15 protein-coding genes and 1 other RNA gene are annotated in these 17,464 nt (G+C 62.5%); 9 read left to right on the top strand and 7 right to left on the bottom strand.

The genetic code is table 11. The annotated features are described in order from the left end of the window. Positions 1-223 precede the first annotated feature (223 nt). Positions 224-1,198, top strand: a complete 975-nt coding sequence (locus PQQ96_RS31385) for an NADPH:quinone oxidoreductase family protein (RefSeq protein ID WP_408299768.1) — start codon at positions 224-226, stop codon at positions 1,196-1,198. A 123-nt stretch (positions 1,199-1,321) separates the two neighbouring features. On the opposite strand, the gene PQQ96_RS31380 is transcribed toward PQQ96_RS31385, so the two are convergent. From PQQ96_RS31380 to ffs, 5 genes are all read right to left on the bottom strand, one after another. Next, complete coding sequence (locus PQQ96_RS31380) at positions 1,322-2,548, bottom strand: CaiB/BaiF CoA transferase family protein (protein WP_408299766.1); 1,227 nt, start codon at positions 2,546-2,548, stop codon at positions 1,322-1,324. 123 nt (positions 2,549-2,671) lie between these two features. After that, a complete protein-coding gene (gene recR, locus PQQ96_RS31375; protein WP_063496327.1) occupies positions 2,672-3,268 on the bottom strand; it encodes a recombination mediator RecR in 597 nt (198 codons plus the stop codon). Positions 3,269-3,530: 262 nt separating this feature from the next. Then, complete coding sequence (locus PQQ96_RS31370; RefSeq protein WP_007182071.1) at positions 3,531-3,857, bottom strand: YbaB/EbfC family nucleoid-associated protein; 327 nt, start codon at positions 3,855-3,857, stop codon at positions 3,531-3,533. Between the two features lie 63 nt (positions 3,858-3,920). Further along, positions 3,921-6,587, bottom strand: coding sequence for a DNA polymerase III subunit gamma/tau (locus PQQ96_RS31365; RefSeq protein WP_408299765.1), 2,667 nt, complete (start codon positions 6,585-6,587; stop codon positions 3,921-3,923). Between the two features lie 207 nt (positions 6,588-6,794). After that, positions 6,795-6,893: signal recognition particle sRNA small type (gene ffs / locus PQQ96_RS31360), an RNA gene on the bottom strand. 445 nt (positions 6,894-7,338) lie between these two features. On the opposite strand from ffs, the gene trxA reads away from it, so the two are divergent. From trxA to PQQ96_RS31320, 8 genes are all read left to right on the top strand, one after another. Next, on the top strand, positions 7,339-7,665 hold the full coding sequence (gene trxA, locus PQQ96_RS31355) for a thioredoxin TrxA (protein ID WP_054039468.1): 327 nt from the start codon (positions 7,339-7,341) through the stop codon (positions 7,663-7,665). A gap of 237 nt (positions 7,666-7,902) precedes the next feature. Next, positions 7,903-9,171, top strand: coding sequence for a transcription termination factor Rho (rho, locus tag PQQ96_RS31350; protein ID WP_074284282.1), 1,269 nt, complete (start codon positions 7,903-7,905; stop codon positions 9,169-9,171). 180 nt (positions 9,172-9,351) lie between these two features. After that, positions 9,352-9,873, top strand: a complete 522-nt coding sequence (locus PQQ96_RS31345; RefSeq protein WP_408299763.1) for a MerR family transcriptional regulator — start codon at positions 9,352-9,354, stop codon at positions 9,871-9,873. Beyond that, the gene (locus PQQ96_RS31340; protein WP_408299761.1) at positions 9,870-11,426 is read left to right on the top strand and encodes an MFS transporter; all 1,557 of its coding nucleotides are present in this window, start codon (positions 9,870-9,872) and stop codon (positions 11,424-11,426) included. Before PQQ96_RS31345 ends, PQQ96_RS31340 begins: the two co-directional genes overlap by 4 nt. Positions 11,427-11,441: 15 nt before the next feature. Continuing rightward, complete coding sequence (locus tag PQQ96_RS31335; protein ID WP_408299759.1) at positions 11,442-12,275, top strand: M90 family metallopeptidase; 834 nt, start codon at positions 11,442-11,444, stop codon at positions 12,273-12,275. Positions 12,276-12,533: 258 nt separating this feature from the next. Next, on the top strand, positions 12,534-12,800 hold the full coding sequence (locus PQQ96_RS31330) for a type B 50S ribosomal protein L31 (RefSeq protein ID WP_201076120.1): 267 nt from the start codon (positions 12,534-12,536) through the stop codon (positions 12,798-12,800). Between the two features lie 304 nt (positions 12,801-13,104). Then, positions 13,105-14,862 carry an ArnT family glycosyltransferase gene (locus tag PQQ96_RS31325; RefSeq protein ID WP_408299756.1) on the top strand — a complete coding sequence of 586 codons (1,758 nt, stop codon included), beginning with the start codon at positions 13,105-13,107 and terminating at the stop codon, positions 14,860-14,862. 2 nt (positions 14,863-14,864) lie between these two features. Continuing rightward, positions 14,865-16,244, top strand: a complete 1,380-nt coding sequence (locus PQQ96_RS31320; protein WP_408299755.1) for an MATE family efflux transporter — start codon at positions 14,865-14,867, stop codon at positions 16,242-16,244. 223 nt (positions 16,245-16,467) lie between these two features. Here PQQ96_RS31320 and PQQ96_RS31315 read toward each other — a convergent pair whose 3' ends face one another. Next, positions 16,468-16,896 (bottom strand): carboxymuconolactone decarboxylase family protein, encoded by a 429-nt coding sequence (locus PQQ96_RS31315; RefSeq protein WP_408299753.1) that lies wholly within the window; start codon positions 16,894-16,896, stop codon positions 16,468-16,470. Further along, positions 16,848-17,357, bottom strand: a complete 510-nt coding sequence (locus tag PQQ96_RS31310; RefSeq protein ID WP_408299751.1) for a MerR family transcriptional regulator — start codon at positions 17,355-17,357, stop codon at positions 16,848-16,850. Before PQQ96_RS31310 ends, PQQ96_RS31315 begins: the two co-directional genes overlap by 49 nt. Positions 17,358-17,464: the final 107 nt, after the last annotated feature.

Here is a 17,464-nt window from a genome sequence, read left to right as displayed (position 1 = left end):
GATTGTAACCGAGGAAAGAAGGCACGCGAACGACACGGCAGGCGCTCCGCGTATCGCATCCAAAGCGCACGCGCCGCGCCCTTCGCCGACGGGTATCGATCGCGCCAGGAACAGGTTGCGAGCAATAAAAACGCACGATCGTGCGAATTGTTTTACACTCAGAATGGTTGCGACGCCCCCGAAGGAAGTCCCCTTTGGGGACCCTGATCGATATGGAGACACGATGCGCGCGATTCGCTGCAATCAATACGGGCCGCCGGAGAGCCTGGTCGTCGAAAATCTGCCGGACCTCGAGCCGCCGCCCGGCCACGTTGTGATTGACGTCAAAGCCGCGGCCGTCAACTTTCCTGATGTGCTGATCATCGAGAACAAATACCAGTTCAAACCACCCCTGCCCTTTACGCCCGGCTCGGAAGTCGCGGGCGTCGTGCGCACGGTCGGCGCCGGGGTGACGCAGTTCAAGCCCGGCTCGCGGGTGGTCGCATTCACCGGTTCGGGCGGGTTTGCCGAGCAGGTGCTGGCGCCGGTCGCGGCGTGCGTCCCGCTAGCGGACGGCGTCGAATTCGAGTTGGCCGCCGCATTCACGCTCGCCTACGGCACTTCGCATCATGCGGTGGTCGATCGCGGCCAGTTGAAGGCCGGTGAGACGATGCTGGTGTTGGGCGCGGCAGGCGGCGTCGGGCTGGCCGCCGTCGAGATCGGCAAGGCGCTCGGCGCGCGGGTGATCGCGGCGGCATCGAGTGACGAGAAGCTTGCCACCTGCGTGAAGCATGGCGCGGACGCCACCATCAACTACAGTACGGAAGACCTGCGCGAGCGCATCAAGGCGCTGACCGACGGCAAAGGTCCCGACGTGATCTACGATCCTGTCGGCGGTGTGTATGCGGAACCGGCGTTTCGCAGCATCGGCTGGCGCGGGCGTTATCTGGTGGTCGGCTTTGCAAACGGCGAAATCCCGAAGTTGCCGCTCAACCTGACGCTGCTCAAAGGCGCAAGCCTGGTCGGCGTGTTCTGGGGCGACTTTGCGAAACGCGAGCCGCAACACAATCACGCCGCGGTCCAGCAGATGACCGGCTGGATCGGCGAAGGCAAGCTTAAGCCCTATGTGTCGGAACGTTATTCGCTCGAAGACACCGGCCGCGCGTTGCGCGACATGGCGGAACGGCGCGTGATCGGGAAGGTGGTGATTACGCCTTAACCGTTGGCCGTAGCGCGCTCAACACGCGCTTCGTCGAGCTTCAAATAGAAACGGCGCGTGGTTTTGAAACCGCGCGCCGTTTTTGCTGGGCTTACGCTTGTTGAGCCTTAGCCGCGCGCTCACTCACACAATCTGTTGCGCATGCAACCTTGCAATGTGGTCAGGATCGTAACCTAGCGATTGCAGGACTTCATCGGTATGTTCACCCAATTCCGGACCTAACCAGCGCGTTTCGCCGGGGGTTGCCGAGAGCTTCGGCGTCACCGACGGCAGTGTGATTTCCTGTCCGTCCTGCCACTTGAAGCGCTGGATCATCTGGCGCGCCATGAATTGCGGATCGGTGAACATGTCCGCGACGCTATAAATACGGCCGACCGGCACGTCGGCGGCGTTCAGCACAGCGAGCGCTTCGTCGATGGTGCGCGTGGCGAGCCACGCGGCGATCGTGCCGTCGATTTCCTGGGTCCGCGGCACACGGCCATCGTTGTGCGCCAAGGCTGGATCGTTTGCCAGGTCTTCACGTTCGATAGCGACCATCAAGCGCTTGAAGATCGGGTCGCTATTGCCGCCGATGACAATGCTGCCGTCGCGGCAAGGATACGTGTTCGACGGCACGATGCCCGGCAGCGACGCGCCGGTGCGCTCACGCACCATGCCGTACACGCCGTACTCAGGCACCACGCTCTCCATCATGTTGAAGACAGCCTCGTACAGCGCGACGTCGACGACCTGGCCTTTGCCGCCGTTCACCTGCTTGTGGTGCAGCGCCATCAACGCGCCGATCACACCGTGCAGCGCGGCAATCGAATCGCCGATCGAAATGCCGATGCGCGGCGGCGGCAAATCCGGATAACCGGTGATGTGGCGCAAACCGCCCATCGATTCGGCGATTGCGCCGAATCCAGGCCGGTCGCGATACGGCCCGGTCTGGCCGTAGCCGGACAGACGCACCATCACGAGCCCGGGGTTCTCCGCCGACAACACGTCATAACCGAGCCCGAGCTTCTCCAACAAACCCGGCCGGAAATTTTCGACGACGATATCGGCTTCTTTCGCCAGACGCCGCACGATCTCCTTGCCCTCTTCGGCTTTCAGATTGATCGTGACGGATTTCTTGTTGCGCGCCTGAACTGCCCACCATAGGGACGTGCCGCCAACTTCCGGATAAAGCTTGCGCCATTTGCGCAGCGGATCGCCGCCCTTGGGATCTTCGATCTTGATGACGTCGGCGCCGAATTCGCCGAGAAAGCGCGCGGCGAACGGGCCGGCAATCAGCGTGCCGAGTTCGAGCACCTTAACGCCGGCAAGCGGGCCTTTAGGTGTGGCGCTGGGGTCGGGGTTGACGCTCATGTGTCTCCTCTGTGTTCTGTTCTTGCCGGGGCGGCGCGCGGCGCGAAGCGTTACGGCTCCGTCTCGCGCGGCTCGCTCAGGCATCGCCAGGCGCCGCGACGTGGCGCTGTCAGTTACGTCGCGCTACATCGAGCGCCGGTCGAGCATCGCGCGGGCGATCGTGCCGGCGTCGACGTACTCGAGTTCGCCGCCCACCGGCACACCGCGCGCAAGGCGTGTCACGGCAAGGCCGCGCGCCTTGAGCGTCTGCCCGAGGTAATGCGCGGTGGCCTCGCCTTCGTTGGTGAAATTGGTTGCGAGCACGACTTCCTTGACGATGCCATCCGACGCGCGCTTGACCAGGCGGTCGAAATGGATCTCCTTCGGGCCGATGCCGTCGAGCGGACTGAGCCGCCCCATCAGCACAAAATAGAGGCCGCGATAGGTCATCGTCTGTTCGAGCATGATCTGGTCGGCGGGCGTCTCGACGACGCACAACAACGCCGGATCGCGCTCTTCATCGAGGCAGACCTCGCAAATCTGCGCTTCGGTAAAGGTGTTGCACTTCTCGCAGTGCTGCAGATGTTCAGTCGCGAACAGCAGCGAGCGCCCGAGTTTTTCGGCGCCGTCGCGGTCGTGCTGCATCAGGTGGTACGCCATGCGTTGCGCGGATTTAGGCCCGACACCGGGCAGCACGCGCAGCGCTTCGACGAGCGCCGACAAGGCGGAAGGTTGTTTCATGCGGTTCGGCGGTGTCGAAGTGGGTGTTGCCCGGTATGGCCCGGAATGCGGGTGGCGATGCGGTTGTTTCAGTTACTGCTATAGCTACTTCTACCAGCTCGATAACGAATCGGGCAGGCGCGCTCAACGAACAAGCTGACGCGAACTGCAACGATCCGAACTTGCACGAACCGGAGCGAGCGTTTGAACGAGCCCGGCTCGTGTATTCAATTCACACCGCGGTTCAAACAGCGGCGTGACCCTCTTCCTGAAGCGACGTCGTTCAGAACGGCAGCTTGAAGCCCGGCGGCAGCGGCAGACCCGAGGTCATGCCGCCCATTTTTTCCTGAGCGGTGGCTTCGGCCTTGCGCACGGCATCGTTGAACGCAGCAGCGACCAGGTCCTCCAGCATGTCCTTGTCGTCGGCGAGCAGGCTCGGGTCGATCGATACGCGGCGCACGTCGTTCTTGCAGGTCATCGTCACCTTGACGAGACCGGCGCCCGACTGCCCTTCGACTTCGATCAATGCAAGCTGCTCCTGCATCTTCTTCATGTTTTCCTGCATCTGCTGGGCCTGCTTCATCAGCCCGGCGAGTTGGCCTTTCATCATGGACATGCTCCTTCTTGATAGCGTGAAATCCGGAAAATCGGGTGCGCCACGAGGCGCGGCGAATCAGTGGACGGACGGTGCGCCGTTCGGGCCGGCGTCCTGCGTAATCGGGCGGATCGAGCCGGGCACGATGCTCGCGCCGAACTCGCGGATCAGCGACTGCACAAACGGATCGGCGCCGATTTCGCGCTCCGCTTCTTGCTGGCGCTGGGCGCGCGTCGCGGCGTCGTGCGCGGCTGCCGTGCGGCGCGCCGGGCCGACTTCGACCAATACGTCGACGTTCTGGCCGAGCTTGTCGGCGAGCGCGGCTTTCAGTTTAGCGACCTGCGAGGCTTCCGCGTATTGGGGCACCGGCACATTCAATTTGAGCGTGCTGCCTTCGAGTGCCATCAGTTCGCTGTTGAACGCCAGTTGATACGAAATGCCCTTGAGCGGCAAATCGACGGCGAGCGCAGGCCAGTCGCCCTGGAAACCCAGCGAATCGAGCGGCACACCGGGCGGCAACGGCCGCTTGTCAACCACCGGTGCGGGGGTCGACGCAGGCGCGGCGTTGACGCGGACGTCGTCGGGTCCGCTGTCGAACACCGGCATGTAGTTGTCGTCCGGCAGGCCGTAATAGCCTTCGTCCGCTGCCGTGAGCGGCATGTATTCGTCGGGCGGCATGTCGTCCCATGGCGCGCTCGACGAACCGTTTTGCTCCTGGACTTGCGGCGACGACGCACGCGCTGCCGGCGCGGCGTCTTGTTCCGGCGCACGGCGCGGGGCGCCCGGCGTCGGCACATTGACGACAACGCGTGGTGCGGCAGGCTTCGGCGTAGCCGGGGCTGCAGTAGGCTTGGCGGCGGCTGCCGCCGTGGCGCGGCCACGGTCCGACGAGACTTTCAGCCCGGCGCTACGCAATACATTCAGTGCGTCGCTCGCGCCGCCTGCACGGCGCGGCGGAATGTCGGCTGCGGGCGGCGGCTCTTGCGATGCCGTTGCGGGCACAGCCTCTTCTGCCTGTGCGAACGCGGCTGCAGCAGGCGCGGTGAAAGAAGGCGCCGGAGCCGATTGCTGAGAAGCGGTCGCAGCGGGTGCTTCGATCGGAGCGGGCTCGGTGGGTGCGTCGTCCCACGGCGCCACGGCCCGCGCGGTCGTTGCCTTTGTTGCTTCTATCGATTCGGTCGCTTCAGCCGCTGGCGCTGGGGGAGTCGCATCGGACATCGGAGCCACTTGGCCCGCGCTCAAGTCCGCAGGCGCAGGCACCGGATCGCTCGAAACCGGTTCGACGGACGTTTCATCCTGCCACGGCGCTAAAGCCGGTGCAGCAACCGCGACGGCCGCCGTGGGCGCAGGCGCCGCGCTCGCTTCGCCAGAGGCGGATGCGGACTTGGAAACAATCGCCGCGTCAGCAATAGCAGGTTTCGGCGCGTCGGTATTTTCAGCAGACCCCGCGGACGCGGCATGCTGCGAATCCTGCGTCGTAGATCTGGCTTCCGCCACCGGATTGACGGATCGGACGGGCACGGCAGCGGCTGCTTCAACCGCACGCGACGGCGCCGCCGCCTGCTGCGCAGCCACGGCCGGGGAACCCGTGCGTTTAGCGCCGCCCGCTCCCGCTAATCCCGGCGCACGCGCCGCAGCCGCGCCGCCACCACCGCCGGTGGGCGCCGGCTCGAACGCCAGCATGCGCAACAGCGTCATCGTGAAACCGGCGTATTCATCAGGCGCGAGACCCAGCTCGCTTCGGCCGATGGTCGCAATCTGATAGAACAACTGCACCTGCTCGGCGCTCAACGCTTCAGCAAAGCGGCGCAGATCGCCCGCTTCGGGCCACTCGTCCAGCACCGACGACGGCGCGAACTGCGCCCATGCGATTCGGTGCAACAAGCTCGCCAGATCCTGCAACGCGGTCGAAAACGACAGGCTGCGCAACGCCATCTCGTCCGCGACCGCCAGCACGGCAGCGCCATCACCATCGGCCAACGCATCGAGCAGGCGGATCAAATAGCTTTGATCGAGCGCGCCGAGCATGCCCCGCACCGCTTCCTCATTCACCTGATTGGCCGAATAGGCGATCGCCTGATCGGTCAGCGAGAGCGCGTCGCGCATCGAGCCGTCGGCCGCGCGCGCGAGCAGACGCAATGCCTGTGCGTCGAACGGCACCTTCTCTTCGCCGAGAATGTGTTCAAGATGCGACACGATGTGGCCGGCCGGCATCTGCTTCAGATTGAACTGCAGACAGCGCGACAGCACCGTGACCGGAATCTTCTGCGGATCGGTGGTGGCGAGAATGAACTTGACGTGCGAAGGCGGCTCTTCCAGCGTCTTCAACATCGCGTTGAAGGCGTGGTTGGTCAGCATGTGCACTTCGTCGATCATGTAGACCTTGAAGCGCGCATCGACCGGTGCGTAAACCGCGCGCTCCAGCAGCGCGGCCATTTCGTCGACACCACGATTACTCGCCGCGTCCATCTCGACATAATCGACAAAACGGCCTTCATCGATCTCGCGGCACGCGCGGCACACGCCGCACGGCGTGGAGGTCACGCCGGTTTCGCAATTCAGCGCCTTGGCAAAGATGCGCGACAGCGTCGTTTTGCCGACGCCGCGGGTGCCGGTAAACAGATAGGCATGATGCAGACGGCCACCGTCGAGCGCGTGCGTGAGCGCGCGCACCACGTGCTCCTGTCCGACGAGCGAAGCGAAATCCTTCGGCCGCCATTTGCGTGCGAGAACTTGATAGGTCATCCGGAAATTGTATCAGTAACGATGGCGTGCAAAACCGAATCGAGACGGCGCGCGAACGCGTGTTGCCGCTTCATTGAAACAGGCTAACGGACCGATAGAAAAAAATAGATGAAGCGCGCGAGAAATGCCACCGCAGTGTCCGCGTGACAGCGCTTGGGGTAAAACAGGAGAGGGGAAGTACGGCAGAGGCAAAACAAGAAAGAGGAAGGTGACGAGCCTGACCCTCGGCACTGGTGGAAAACGGCTGTGGCTGCTTCGTTCCCGACCTGACCAGGTTGACCATCCCTCCATGCGAGGAGGCCCGTCACGAAACATTCTATCATCGCTTGGCCCGTCGTGCGACTGTTAATACGACCAAACTGACATCGACGCGCCGAATCAGGCGCCTCGCACTATATAGGCAATACCCCGTAAGTATGCGTCCCCGGCACTTGAGTTTGCGCTGCCCGCCACCAGATAAGCTGCGTCGCGGTTATCAAAACGGAGTGACACGTCACCGGCAGCCGTTGGCCCCACTGCCCTTGATGAGTACTATCACCACCGGCAACGCATAGCGAATTAAGCTAAACTGCCATACGGATGACCCGCAAATGCGAGCTTTCCGCACGTTCCAGGCAAGGTCTTTCGATCTTTTCAGGTATGCGCTGGCAAGCGCTGCGCTTGCGGTAAAGCGAACGGAAGTTTCCCTAGATTTTGACGTATCGTGGCGAGCAATTCAGGCGGGCCTCGAACCGATAGAGGTATTCATACAATGAGCGAATCAATCAAGCATATTAGCGACGCATCGTTCGAACAGGACGTCGTGAAATCCGACAAACCCGTGCTGCTCGATTTCTGGGCTGAATGGTGCGGTCCGTGCAAGATGATCGCGCCGATCCTCGACGAAGTCGCGAAGGATTACGCCGATCGCCTGCAAATCGCCAAGATCAACGTTGACGAACATCAATCGACGCCGGTCAAGTTCGGCGTGCGCGGCATCCCCACGCTGATCCTCTTCAAGAACGGCGCCGTCGCCGCTCAGAAGGTCGGCGCACTGTCGAAGTCGCAACTCACCGCGTTCCTCGACGGCAACCTGTAAAACGGTTGCATCGGCGCGCTTCAGGTCCCTTGAGACCGTGAGGCGCGCTGTCTTAGGCGTGTTGTCAACTGGCAACACGCTCAATAAGAAAGATGCCATGCCGTCGCACTGGCGGAAATTGGCCTGTGCTATGCTAGAATCCGCAAAACGTCGAAAAGACGTGTAAGTCCTTGAGCGGTTCCGCTCACTCTCCTCCCAGATTTCATTTCGTCGCACCTTCTCCTGCGGGTTCTCCGTATGCATTTATCCGAGCTTAAGACTCAGCACGTGTCCGAATTGATCGAGATGGCCAATGGCCTCGAGATCGAAAGTGCAAACCGCCTGCGCAAGCAGGAATTGATGTTTGCCATTCTAAAAAAACGAGCCAAAGCGGGCGACACGATCTTCGGCGACGGCACGCTCGAAGTGCTGCCGGACGGCTTCGGCTTCCTGCGTTCGCCGGAAACCTCGTATCTCGCCAGCACGGACGATATTTATATCAGCCCGTCGCAAATCCGCCGCTTCAACCTGCACACGGGCGACACGATCGAAGGCGAAGTGCGTACGCCGAAAGACGGTGAACGCTATTTCGCACTGGTCAAGGTGGACAAGGTCAACGGCCAGCCGCCGGAAGCCTCGAAGCACAAGATCATGTTCGAAAACCTGACGCCGCTGCACCCGAACAAGGTGCTGCTGCTCGAACGTGAAATGCGTGGCGAAGAAAACGTCACGGGCCGCATCATCGACATGATCGCGCCAATCGGCAAGGGTCAGCGCGGCCTGCTGGTTGCGTCGCCGAAGTCCGGCAAGACCGTGATGTTGCAGCACATCGCGCACGCCATTAAGCAAAACCATCCGGATGTCGTGCTGTTCGTGCTGCTGATCGACGAACGCCCGGAAGAAGTGACCGAAATGCAGCGTTCGGTGGCGGGCGAAGTGATCGCCTCCACGTTCGACGAACCGGCTGCGCGTCACGTGCAAGTCGCCGAAATGGTGATCGAAAAAGCCAAGCGCCTCGTCGAAATGAAGAACGACGTCGTGATTCTGCTCGACTCGATCACGCGCCTCGCGCGTGCGTACAACACTGTCGTGCCGGCTTCGGGCAAGGTGCTGACGGGTGGTGTCGACGCGAACGCGCTGCAACGCCCGAAGCGCTTCTTCGGCGCGGCGCGCAATATCGAAGAAGGCGGCTCGCTGACCATCATCGGCACGGCGCTGATCGAAACCGGCAGCCGCATGGACGACGTGATCTACGAAGAGTTCAAGGGCACCGGCAATATGGAAGTGCACCTGGAACGCCGCCTGGCTGAAAAGCGCGTCTATCCGTCGATCAACCTGAACAAGTCCGGCACGCGCCGCGAAGAACTGCTGATCAAGCCCGAAGTCCTGCAAAAGATCTGGGTGCTGCGCAAGTTCATTCACGACATGGACGAAGTCGAGTCGATGGAATTCCTGCTCGACAAGATTCGCCAAACGAAGAGCAACTCCGAGTTCTTCGACATGATGCGTCGTGGCGGCGGCAGCTAAGGCCTCACGCCTAAACCGCCACTCCGGCTGCACCGCATAAGAAAGCCGCTCGCCAGAAACGAGCGGCTTTTTTTCGTCCGTAAGATTTCGCCCGGGAAGGCGGGTGCTGGCCCGGCAACATGTACGTGAACGTACACGTTGCAGTACAATGCACCCAGTCCATCATGTCTGCCCCGCCTTATGTCGAAGGACTCATCCACCCTGCTCACCGTGCGCGATGCCGCCGAACGCCTCGGGGTCACGCCGCGCACGCTGAAGTACTACGAGGAACGCGGCCTCGTCTCGCCTACCCGCAGCGAAGGCCGCTATCGGCTTTATGACGAGGAAGACCTGAAGCGCTTCGGCCGTATTCTGCGCCTGCGTTCGCTCGGTTTTTCGCTGCACGGCATCACCGAGATGCTTAAGCGCCCGCTCGAACCGGTCGAAGGCGGTCATCGCTATTCCACCGAATCGCTGCAGCAGATTCGCGACGCCATCCATGAACAGGTCGAAGCGCTCGACGTTCGTATCGAAGCGATGCGGCGCGAACTCAAGGAAGCGCAAAAACTGCGGGCCGAACTGAGTCCCGACCTCGACTATCTCGAACGACGTCTCGCCGGCGAAAATGCGAACGCACTGCTCGAGCAGCGCCGCAGCGCACGCGCCAAAGTTGGGAGCACGCCGTTCGCGAAGCGCCCGAAAAAATCGGGCGAGCCCACATGAGCGCGACCTCGCCCCGCGCACCCTTGTTTAGCGCCGCAAAATTGCGCGGCGATTTTTTCCCGTGGGTGCTCGCCGTCGTTACCGGCCTCGACTATTTCGACAACGCGATTTTTTCGTTTTTCACCAGCTACATCGCGGGCGGCATCAACGCGTCGCCTGACGAACTGGTCTGGGCGTCGAGCGCCTATGCGGTAGCGGCCGTACTCGGCATCCTGCAGCAGCAATGGTGGGTCGAGCGCTTCGGTTACCGGCGCTACGTGGCCGGCTGCATGCTGCTCTATTCAGCGGGCGCGATCGCCGCTACATTGTGCGAGTCGTCGATCGAGCTCGCGTTGGTGCGCGGCTTTCAGGGCTACTTCATCGGCCCGATGATGGGCACCTGCCGCATCCTGATCCAGATGAGCTTTACGCCGCAGCAGCGGCCCGCGGCAACCCGTGCTTTTCTGGTGATGATCGTGTTGAGCAGCGCGCTTGCGCCGCTGATCGGCGGTCAACTGGTCGCGCATTTCGACTGGCGCGCGCTGTTCGCCTGCACGGCGCCGGCCGGTGTGCTGTTTGCCGTTCTCGCCCTGCTCGCCCTTCCCGACACCGGCAACCGCCTGCCGGAAGAACGCGGCACGGCGCACTTCTGGCCATATATGATCTTCGCGTTCGCGCAAGGCGCGCTGCAAATCGTTATGCAGCAAGTGCGGTTCCAGTTATTCAGCGCGTCGCCGGGGCTGATTCTGCTGACGGTCGCGGGCATCGTCGCGCTCGGCTGGTTCGCGTACCAGCAATGGCACCATCCCTCGCCGCTGGTGCGCCTGCATGCGCTACGCGAAAAGGTATTCCAGGTTGGGCTGGTGCTGTACATGTTCTACTACTACATCTCGACCGTATTCAGCTATCTGACGTCGCGCTTTCTCGAGAGCGGACTCGGCTATCCGGTCGAGAATACCGGCCGACTGGTCGGCGTGACGTCACTGATATCAGCGAGCGCGCTGTTCGTCTACCTGCGATATGCGAAGCTCCTGCCACGCAAGAAGTGGATCATCGTACCGGGCTTCGCGGTGGCCGCGTTCGCCGCGGCATGGATGACGCGCATGTCGCCGGGCGTGGGCGAAGCCGCACTCGTCGTGCCGATGCTGCTGCGTGGTTTGCTATTGCTGTTCATCGTGCTGCCGGTCGCCAATCTAACGTTTAGAATCTTCGCCATTGAAGAATTCACGCACGGCTACCGGCTGAAAAACATCGTGCGGCAACTGACGATCTCGTTCGCGACGGCCTCGGTCATCATCGTCGAACAACATCGGCAGGCGCTGCATCAAGCGCGCCTCGCGGAGCTCGTGAATCCGTACAATCCGCTGCTCCAGAATTCGCTCGCTGTGCTGACCCGCGGCTTCAGCGCCGCCGGCCGCTCGCCATCCGAGGCGCATTCGCTTGCGATAGTGGAAATCAGCCGGACGGTCGCGCAGCAGGCAAGTTTCCTGAGCTCACTGGACGGCTTCTACTTCCTGATCGGCGTTGCACTATGCGGCGGCATTTTCGCCGCGTGGCAAAAGCAGATCGACTAAGGGTTTCATCAGGCCATGCTTTCGAAACTCACTCATTGGTTCAGTACGCGCCGCCGCGACCGCGCGCTACGCGACTACGCAATCGACGACGCCCTTTGGCAAGCCACGCTCGACGGCCTGCCGTTCCTCGCCCACCTCGAGGCGCCGGATCGCGTGCGTCTGCGCGAGCTGACCAGCCTCTTCATTGCGCAAAAGGAATTTTCGACCGCACACGACCTCGAACTGACCGAAGCCATGACCGTGGCGATTGCCGCGCAAGCCTGTTTGCCGGTACTGAACCTGAGCCTCGACCTGTATCGCGGCTGGGTCGGCGTGATCGTCTATCCAGGGGAGTTTGTGATCCGCAAGACGGTTGAAGACGAAGACGGCGTGGTGCACGAGGTCGAGCACGACGCGAGCGGCGAAGCGTGGGAAGGCGGCCCGGTGGTGTTGTCGTGGGAAGACGCGCAGATGGCCGGCGGCACGGAAGCCTATAACGTCGTGATTCACGAGTTCGCGCACAAGATCGACATGTTGAACGGCGAAGCGGACGGCCACCCGCCGCTCATGCGCCGCTGGCATGCGCCGCTCGATTCACAGGCATGGGCCGACATTTTCGACCAGGCCTACGACCACTTCTGCACCAAAGTGGACGCGATACCGGATAGGCGCTGGGCACGTTTTGAGCGCGATTCGCTGATCGATCCGTATGCCGCGGACCACCCATCGGAATTTTTTGCCGTTTGCAGCGAGGCACTGTTCGTCCAGCCGCGGGCCTTCGAGGCGGAATATCCCGAGCTATACCGGTTGCTGGCGCGCTTTTACCGTCAGGACCCGGCCCGGGTTGGGATCGCATTCGCACCGGTCTGACACCGGCATCGCAAACGCCCAGCGGATAAGGGCGGCCGCCGCGCCAACCCGCGAGCGACGAACCAGCGCTGCGGTGACAAGAACGTGGCGAAAACGCCGCCAACAACGGGCAAAAAGGCAGTAGAAAGGTCGTCAAGCGACTGATTTTCTGGCATAATCGCCGTTTTTCGACCATAGGCAAGTGGCTCGCGCCTAGATGCTGTCCGCATTCGTAGCGGCTGCTCGCGGGTTGGCTACCGCCAGATTAAAGGAAAGACCATGAAAGAAGGCATTCACCCGGATTACCGCGAAGTCCTGTTCATCGACATGTCGATCGACTTCAAATTTGTGACGCGCTCGACCATCCAGACGCGTGAGACCGGCGAATTCAACGGCAAGACCTACCCGCTCGCCAAGATCGAAGTGTCGTCGGAATCGCATCCGTTCTACACCGGCCAACAAAAGATCATGGACACGGCAGGCCGCGTCGAGAAGTTCAACAAGAAGTTCGGCACGCGCGCTACCGGCAAGGCAGCAGCGAAGTAATACCCGCCTCGTCGCCGGCCTTGGCCCGCAACGAAGCAGCAGCGAAAAAGGGCAGCTCACGCTGCCCTTTTTTGTCGCCGTTTTTTGCCCCCGATTCCGCACGCCCGGATGCGAAGCGTCGCCCGGCAAACCATCGCCCGTTGCGGCGTCGTGTTACAGGCAACCCAATGACGTTGCGAGCCACTACCGGCCGTGACGCGCATCGCACGGCACGACTACAATGCCGGATGCTCCAAAATGGCCACTCCAGCCGGACACCCCGTCCGGTCCCGGCTGCACCGCTTATCCAATATCCACACACCGCATGAGACCTGTCGTTCGCCTCACTGCCTCCGCGACCAGTGCGCTGCCGCGCTGGCTGCTGCTGACCATCTGTATCGTCTACGCCTTCTTCGGTCTGTTTGGCCGGGATCCGTGGAAGAACGAGGACGCAGCCGGCTTCGGCGTCATGTGGACAATGGCCAACGGCAACGCGCACGACTGGCTGCTGCCGAATCTGGTCGGCAAGTACATGACGGAAGACGGCCCGCTCGGTTACTGGCTCGGCGCCAGCGCGATCCGCGCGCTCGCGCCATGGGTCGATGCGAGCAACGCGTCACGCGTGTTTACTGGCCTGCTGTTCTGCGCGGCCTGCGCGTTCGTCTGGTATGCGGCCTATCTGCTCGGCCGGCGCGCCGAAGTGCAGCCGTTCAAATACGCGTTCGGCGGCGAGCCGGAGCCGCGCGACTACGGCCGCACGCTCGCCGACGGCGCCCTGCTGATCCTGCTCGCCTGCTTTGGCCTCGCCGAACGCGGTCACGAAACCACGCCGCAGTTGGCGCAGTTCTTCGGCATCGCCATGCTCGTCTATGGGCTTGTGCGAATGATCGACAAGCCGATCCAGGGCGCGCTGATCTGGGGCCTGGCACTCGGCCTCGTCACCCTGGCAAGCAGCCCGGTGCTGGTCGGCGCGCTGTTGCTCGGTACCCTGGCGATGGCACTGATCGTGCGCGAGACGCGCTCGCGCTGGCTGCTGCTGGCCGGGTTGCCGGTGGCGCTCATGCTCTCGGTCGCGTGGCCAATCGCCGCGCTCGCCGCCTTTCCCGATGACGCAGTCTGGTACCTGAACCAATGGGTGCACGTCAGCCTGTCGTCTTTCGCCGGGCCGCCCGGTTCGGTGGCCGCCTATGCGCTCAAGAACCTGCCGCTCTTCACGTGGCCGGCCTGGCCGCTGGCGCTCTGGGCATGGTTCAGCTGGTCGGGGCTGCGGCGCGCGCCGCACGTGGCGATTCCGCTGTCGGTGATCGGGCCGCTGCTCGTGCTGGTCGTGTTGCAGAGCCATCAGTCGAACCGGCTTTACATGCTGCTGCTGCCGCCGCTCGCGGTACTCGCCACCTTCGCTCTGCCTACACTCAAACGTGGCGCGATCAACGCAATCGACTGGTTCGCACTGTTGAGCTTCACGATCCTCGGCAGCTTCGTCTGGCTGGTGTATATCGCCGGGTTGACCGGCTTTCCGCATCCGCTCGCGCGCAACCTCGCGCGTCTTGCCCCGGGTTTTGTACCGCAGTTCAAGATCCTGTCGTTCGTGTGCGCGGTCGCCGTGACGATCTGCTGGTTCGTCCTCGTGCAATGGCGCCTCGCCCGTCACCCGAAAGTCCTGTGGCGCAGCGTGGTGCTCTCGAGCGCCGGCACGACGCTGATGTGGGTGCTGCTGATGACGCTGTGGCTGCCGGTCGTCAACTACAGCCGGACCTACAAGGACGTCGCCGAGCAGATCGCCAGCCATCTGCCGGATGACTACACCTGTATCTCGCCGGTGCGCCTCGGTAACGCGCAGATCGCGACTTTCGCCTATTTCGGCGACATGCACTTCTCGTTCAACGAGGATTGCGATGTGATCCTGCGCCAGGACACCCAGGATTTCGGCGATCCGAGCGCGATGTCGGACTTCATCTGGAAGCTGGTGTGGGAAGGCCGCCGCGTGGCCGACCGCGACGAACGCTTCCGCCTGTATGTGCGGATCGACCGTCCGAAGCCGCCCGTCGTCAAACGCCGCAGCTGGCACAAGAAGCTGGACTGATCATGTTCGCCGACGTACGGAAAATCGCCGGGCTCGCATGGCCCGTGCTGATCGGCCAGTTGGCGATCATCGCGTTCGGCGTGATCGACACGGCGATGGTCGGCCGCTATTCAGCCGTTGATCTCGCCGCGCTCGGCCTTGGCTCGTCGATCTATATTTCCGTCTATATCGGTCTGACCGGCATCCTGACTGCGCTGCAACCGATCACCGCGCAACTCTACGGCGCCCGCCGCTACACCGAGATCGGCGAAGAAGTGCGCCAGGCGTTGTGGCTCGCGCTCGCACTGACCGCGATCGGCTTTTCGATTCTCTACTTCCCGGGCTCCGTGCTGCGACTGGCGCGCGTGCCCGAAGCGCTGCATGAGCGCACGGTCGCGTACCTGCAGATTCTGGCGTTCGGCTTGCCCGCTGGCCTCACGTTTCGCGTCTACAGTTCGATCACCAATGCGGTCGGTAAGCCGCGGCTCGTGATGATCCTGCAGATCGGCGCGCTGCTGCTCAAGGTTCCGCTCAACACGTGGTTTATCTTTGGCGGACTCGGCGTGCCGGCGCTGGGCGGGCCGGGTTGCGCGCTCGCCAGCACCTTGATCAACTGGGGGCTGGCAGTGGTTGGGATGCTGCTTTTGACACGTGTCTACGTGTTCAAGCCGTTCGCGATCTTTGCGCACTTCTGCTGGCCGGTCTGGCGACGGCAAGCGGCGCAACTGCGCCTGGGCATTCCGATGGGTCTGTCGTACCTGATCGAGGTGACTTCGTACACGTTCATGGCGCTCTTCATTGCGCGCTTCGGCACGACGACGCTGGCCGGCCACCAGATCGCCGGCAATATCGGCGCGGTGCTCTATATGACGCCGCTGTCGATCGGCATCGCTTCGTCGACACTGGTCGCCCAGGCGCTTGGCGCGCATCGCCCTGAAGCGGCCCGTACGCTGTCGCGGCACGGCATCATGATGGCCGTGACGATCGCCTGCTGTTACGGCGCGATCGTGCTAGTGCTACGTCCGTACGTGATCGAGGGCTATACGCCGAATGCGCAGGTCGCGGCGGCGGCGATGCCGTTGGTGCTGATCGTCGTGTGCTATCACCTGTTCGACGCCTTGCAGATCACGACCGCGTTCGTGCTGCGCGCGTACAAGGTGGCGATCGTACCGACCGTCATCTATGCCGTTGCGCTATGGGGCGTGGGGCTCGGCGGCGGGTATCTGCTCGGCTTCAATGTCTCCGGCACCACGCCGGAATGGCTGACCGGCGCGCGCGGCTTCTGGGTCGCGAATACCGTCAGCCTGGCGATTGCGGGCATCGGTTTGCTGCTTTACTGGCGCGGCGTGAGCAAGCGATATTTGCGTGCCGAAACGGTCGTCAGGGTAGATTCGGCAGCTTGACGGGACGACCTGGGCTTGCTGGAGACGATCGAGCCTGTTTGACCGAATCCCAGGAGCCGGCGTGCAAGACTCTGCCAGAGCACGGCCTCCTCATGTGAGCTGGGTTTCCAGGCCATACCGGTGATGCCCTGTTGAAGTGGCAGGGGAAAGCAGACCGTTAGTTGCGTCTTGGGTCGTATAAAAAACGGCTGCGCCTGGCAGCCGCCCGCCCTTCCCTTTTGCTTCAAGCCGCTTGTGCCTCCAGCGGCGCGTGCCCCTGCTCCAGCGCCTGATCTCGCCGCTCGAAAATCTCCCGCGCCGCGAACAGCGCGTTCAGCGCCGCTGGGAAGCCTGCGTAGAGCGCCATCTGCATGAACACTTCGACAATCTCCTCGCGCGTGCAGCCGACATTCAATGCCGCCTCGATATGTACCTTCAACTGCGGTTGCGCGCAGCCGAGCGTCGCCAGCGATGCAATCGTCGCGATCTCTCGCGCGCGCAGATCGAGTTGTGGCCGGCTGTATATATCGCCGAAGCCGAATTCGATCAGCAGGCGTCCGAAATCCGGCGCGATCGGCGCGAGTGCGGCGATCACCTGCTCGCCAGTCGAGCCGTCGATTTCCTTCAGTTTGTTCCAGCCTCGGGTGTAGCGATCGTTTTGTGCGTGTTCCATGGTGAGTCCTTTTCCGAATGCGAAAGCAATTGGGTTTCGTCGATCTGTCGTGTCGGCGCGCTCGCGGCGGAAGTCTGCTCAGCGGTTTGCTGCGCAGCTGCTTCGTAGTAAGCGATCTTGTCGATGATCGCGCCGAGATTGCTCTGCAACTCGGCGATCCGCGCCAAAACCGCATCCCGATGCGTCACCAGCATGTCGCGGCGCTCACCCACCGTAGGCTGACCTTCTGCCCGCAGCGCCGCGAACGCCTGCATCCCGGCGATCGGCATACCGGTCGCCTTCAGACGCATCACGAACCGCAGCCAGTCGAGATCGGCCGGCGAATACAGGCGATGCCCCGCCTGCGTGCGACCGACCGCCCGAATCAGCCCAGCCTGCTCGTAATAACGCAGCGTATGGGTGGAGACGCCGATGATCCCGGCGACCTCGCCGATGGTGAGTGCTTTTGACATTTTTGACATGACGGAACTCAGCTTAGGACTTCGAGTGCACTCTAAGTCAAGTGGAAGTCGCTGTCATTTATCGGCGCTGTCATTATTTACGGTGGGCGACGTTGATCGATAAACTC

Source organism: Paraburkholderia sediminicola, from assembly GCF_046027825.1.
GTDB lineage: Bacteria > Pseudomonadota > Gammaproteobacteria > Burkholderiales > Burkholderiaceae > Paraburkholderia > Paraburkholderia sediminicola_D.
Note: the sequence above shows the minus strand (reverse complement) of the source record. Positions and strands in the feature narration are given on the sequence as shown.

What these genes read in the sequence shown, in the direction of transcription:
- PQQ96_RS31330 (WP_201076120.1), top strand. Translation starts at nt 12,534, where the DNA reads ATGAAAGAAGGCATTCACCCGGATTACCGCGAAGTCCTGTTCATCGAC.
- trxA (WP_054039468.1), top strand. Translation starts at nt 7,339, where the DNA reads ATGAGCGAATCAATCAAGCATATTAGCGACGCATCGTTCGAACAGGAC.
- PQQ96_RS31325 (WP_408299756.1), top strand. Translation starts at nt 13,105, where the DNA reads ATGAGACCTGTCGTTCGCCTCACTGCCTCCGCGACCAGTGCGCTGCCG.
- PQQ96_RS31380 (WP_408299766.1), bottom strand. Translation starts at nt 2,548, where the DNA reads ATGAGCGTCAACCCCGACCCCAGCGCCACACCTAAAGGCCCGCTTGCC.
- PQQ96_RS31315 (WP_408299753.1), bottom strand. Translation starts at nt 16,896, where the DNA reads ATGGAACACGCACAAAACGATCGCTACACCCGAGGCTGGAACAAACTG.
- PQQ96_RS31385 (WP_408299768.1), top strand. Translation starts at nt 224, where the DNA reads ATGCGCGCGATTCGCTGCAATCAATACGGGCCGCCGGAGAGCCTGGTC.
- PQQ96_RS31340 (WP_408299761.1), top strand. Translation starts at nt 9,870, where the DNA reads ATGAGCGCGACCTCGCCCCGCGCACCCTTGTTTAGCGCCGCAAAATTG.
- PQQ96_RS31365 (WP_408299765.1), bottom strand. Translation starts at nt 6,587, where the DNA reads ATGACCTATCAAGTTCTCGCACGCAAATGGCGGCCGAAGGATTTCGCT.
- PQQ96_RS31310 (WP_408299751.1), bottom strand. Translation starts at nt 17,357, where the DNA reads ATGTCAAAAATGTCAAAAGCACTCACCATCGGCGAGGTCGCCGGGATC.
- recR (WP_063496327.1), bottom strand. Translation starts at nt 3,268, where the DNA reads ATGAAACAACCTTCCGCCTTGTCGGCGCTCGTCGAAGCGCTGCGCGTG.
- rho (WP_074284282.1), top strand. Translation starts at nt 7,903, where the DNA reads ATGCATTTATCCGAGCTTAAGACTCAGCACGTGTCCGAATTGATCGAG.
- PQQ96_RS31335 (WP_408299759.1), top strand. Translation starts at nt 11,442, where the DNA reads ATGCTTTCGAAACTCACTCATTGGTTCAGTACGCGCCGCCGCGACCGC.
- PQQ96_RS31345 (WP_408299763.1), top strand. Translation starts at nt 9,352, where the DNA reads ATGTCGAAGGACTCATCCACCCTGCTCACCGTGCGCGATGCCGCCGAA.
- PQQ96_RS31320 (WP_408299755.1), top strand. Translation starts at nt 14,865, where the DNA reads ATGTTCGCCGACGTACGGAAAATCGCCGGGCTCGCATGGCCCGTGCTG.
- PQQ96_RS31370 (WP_007182071.1), bottom strand. Translation starts at nt 3,857, where the DNA reads ATGATGAAAGGCCAACTCGCCGGGCTGATGAAGCAGGCCCAGCAGATG.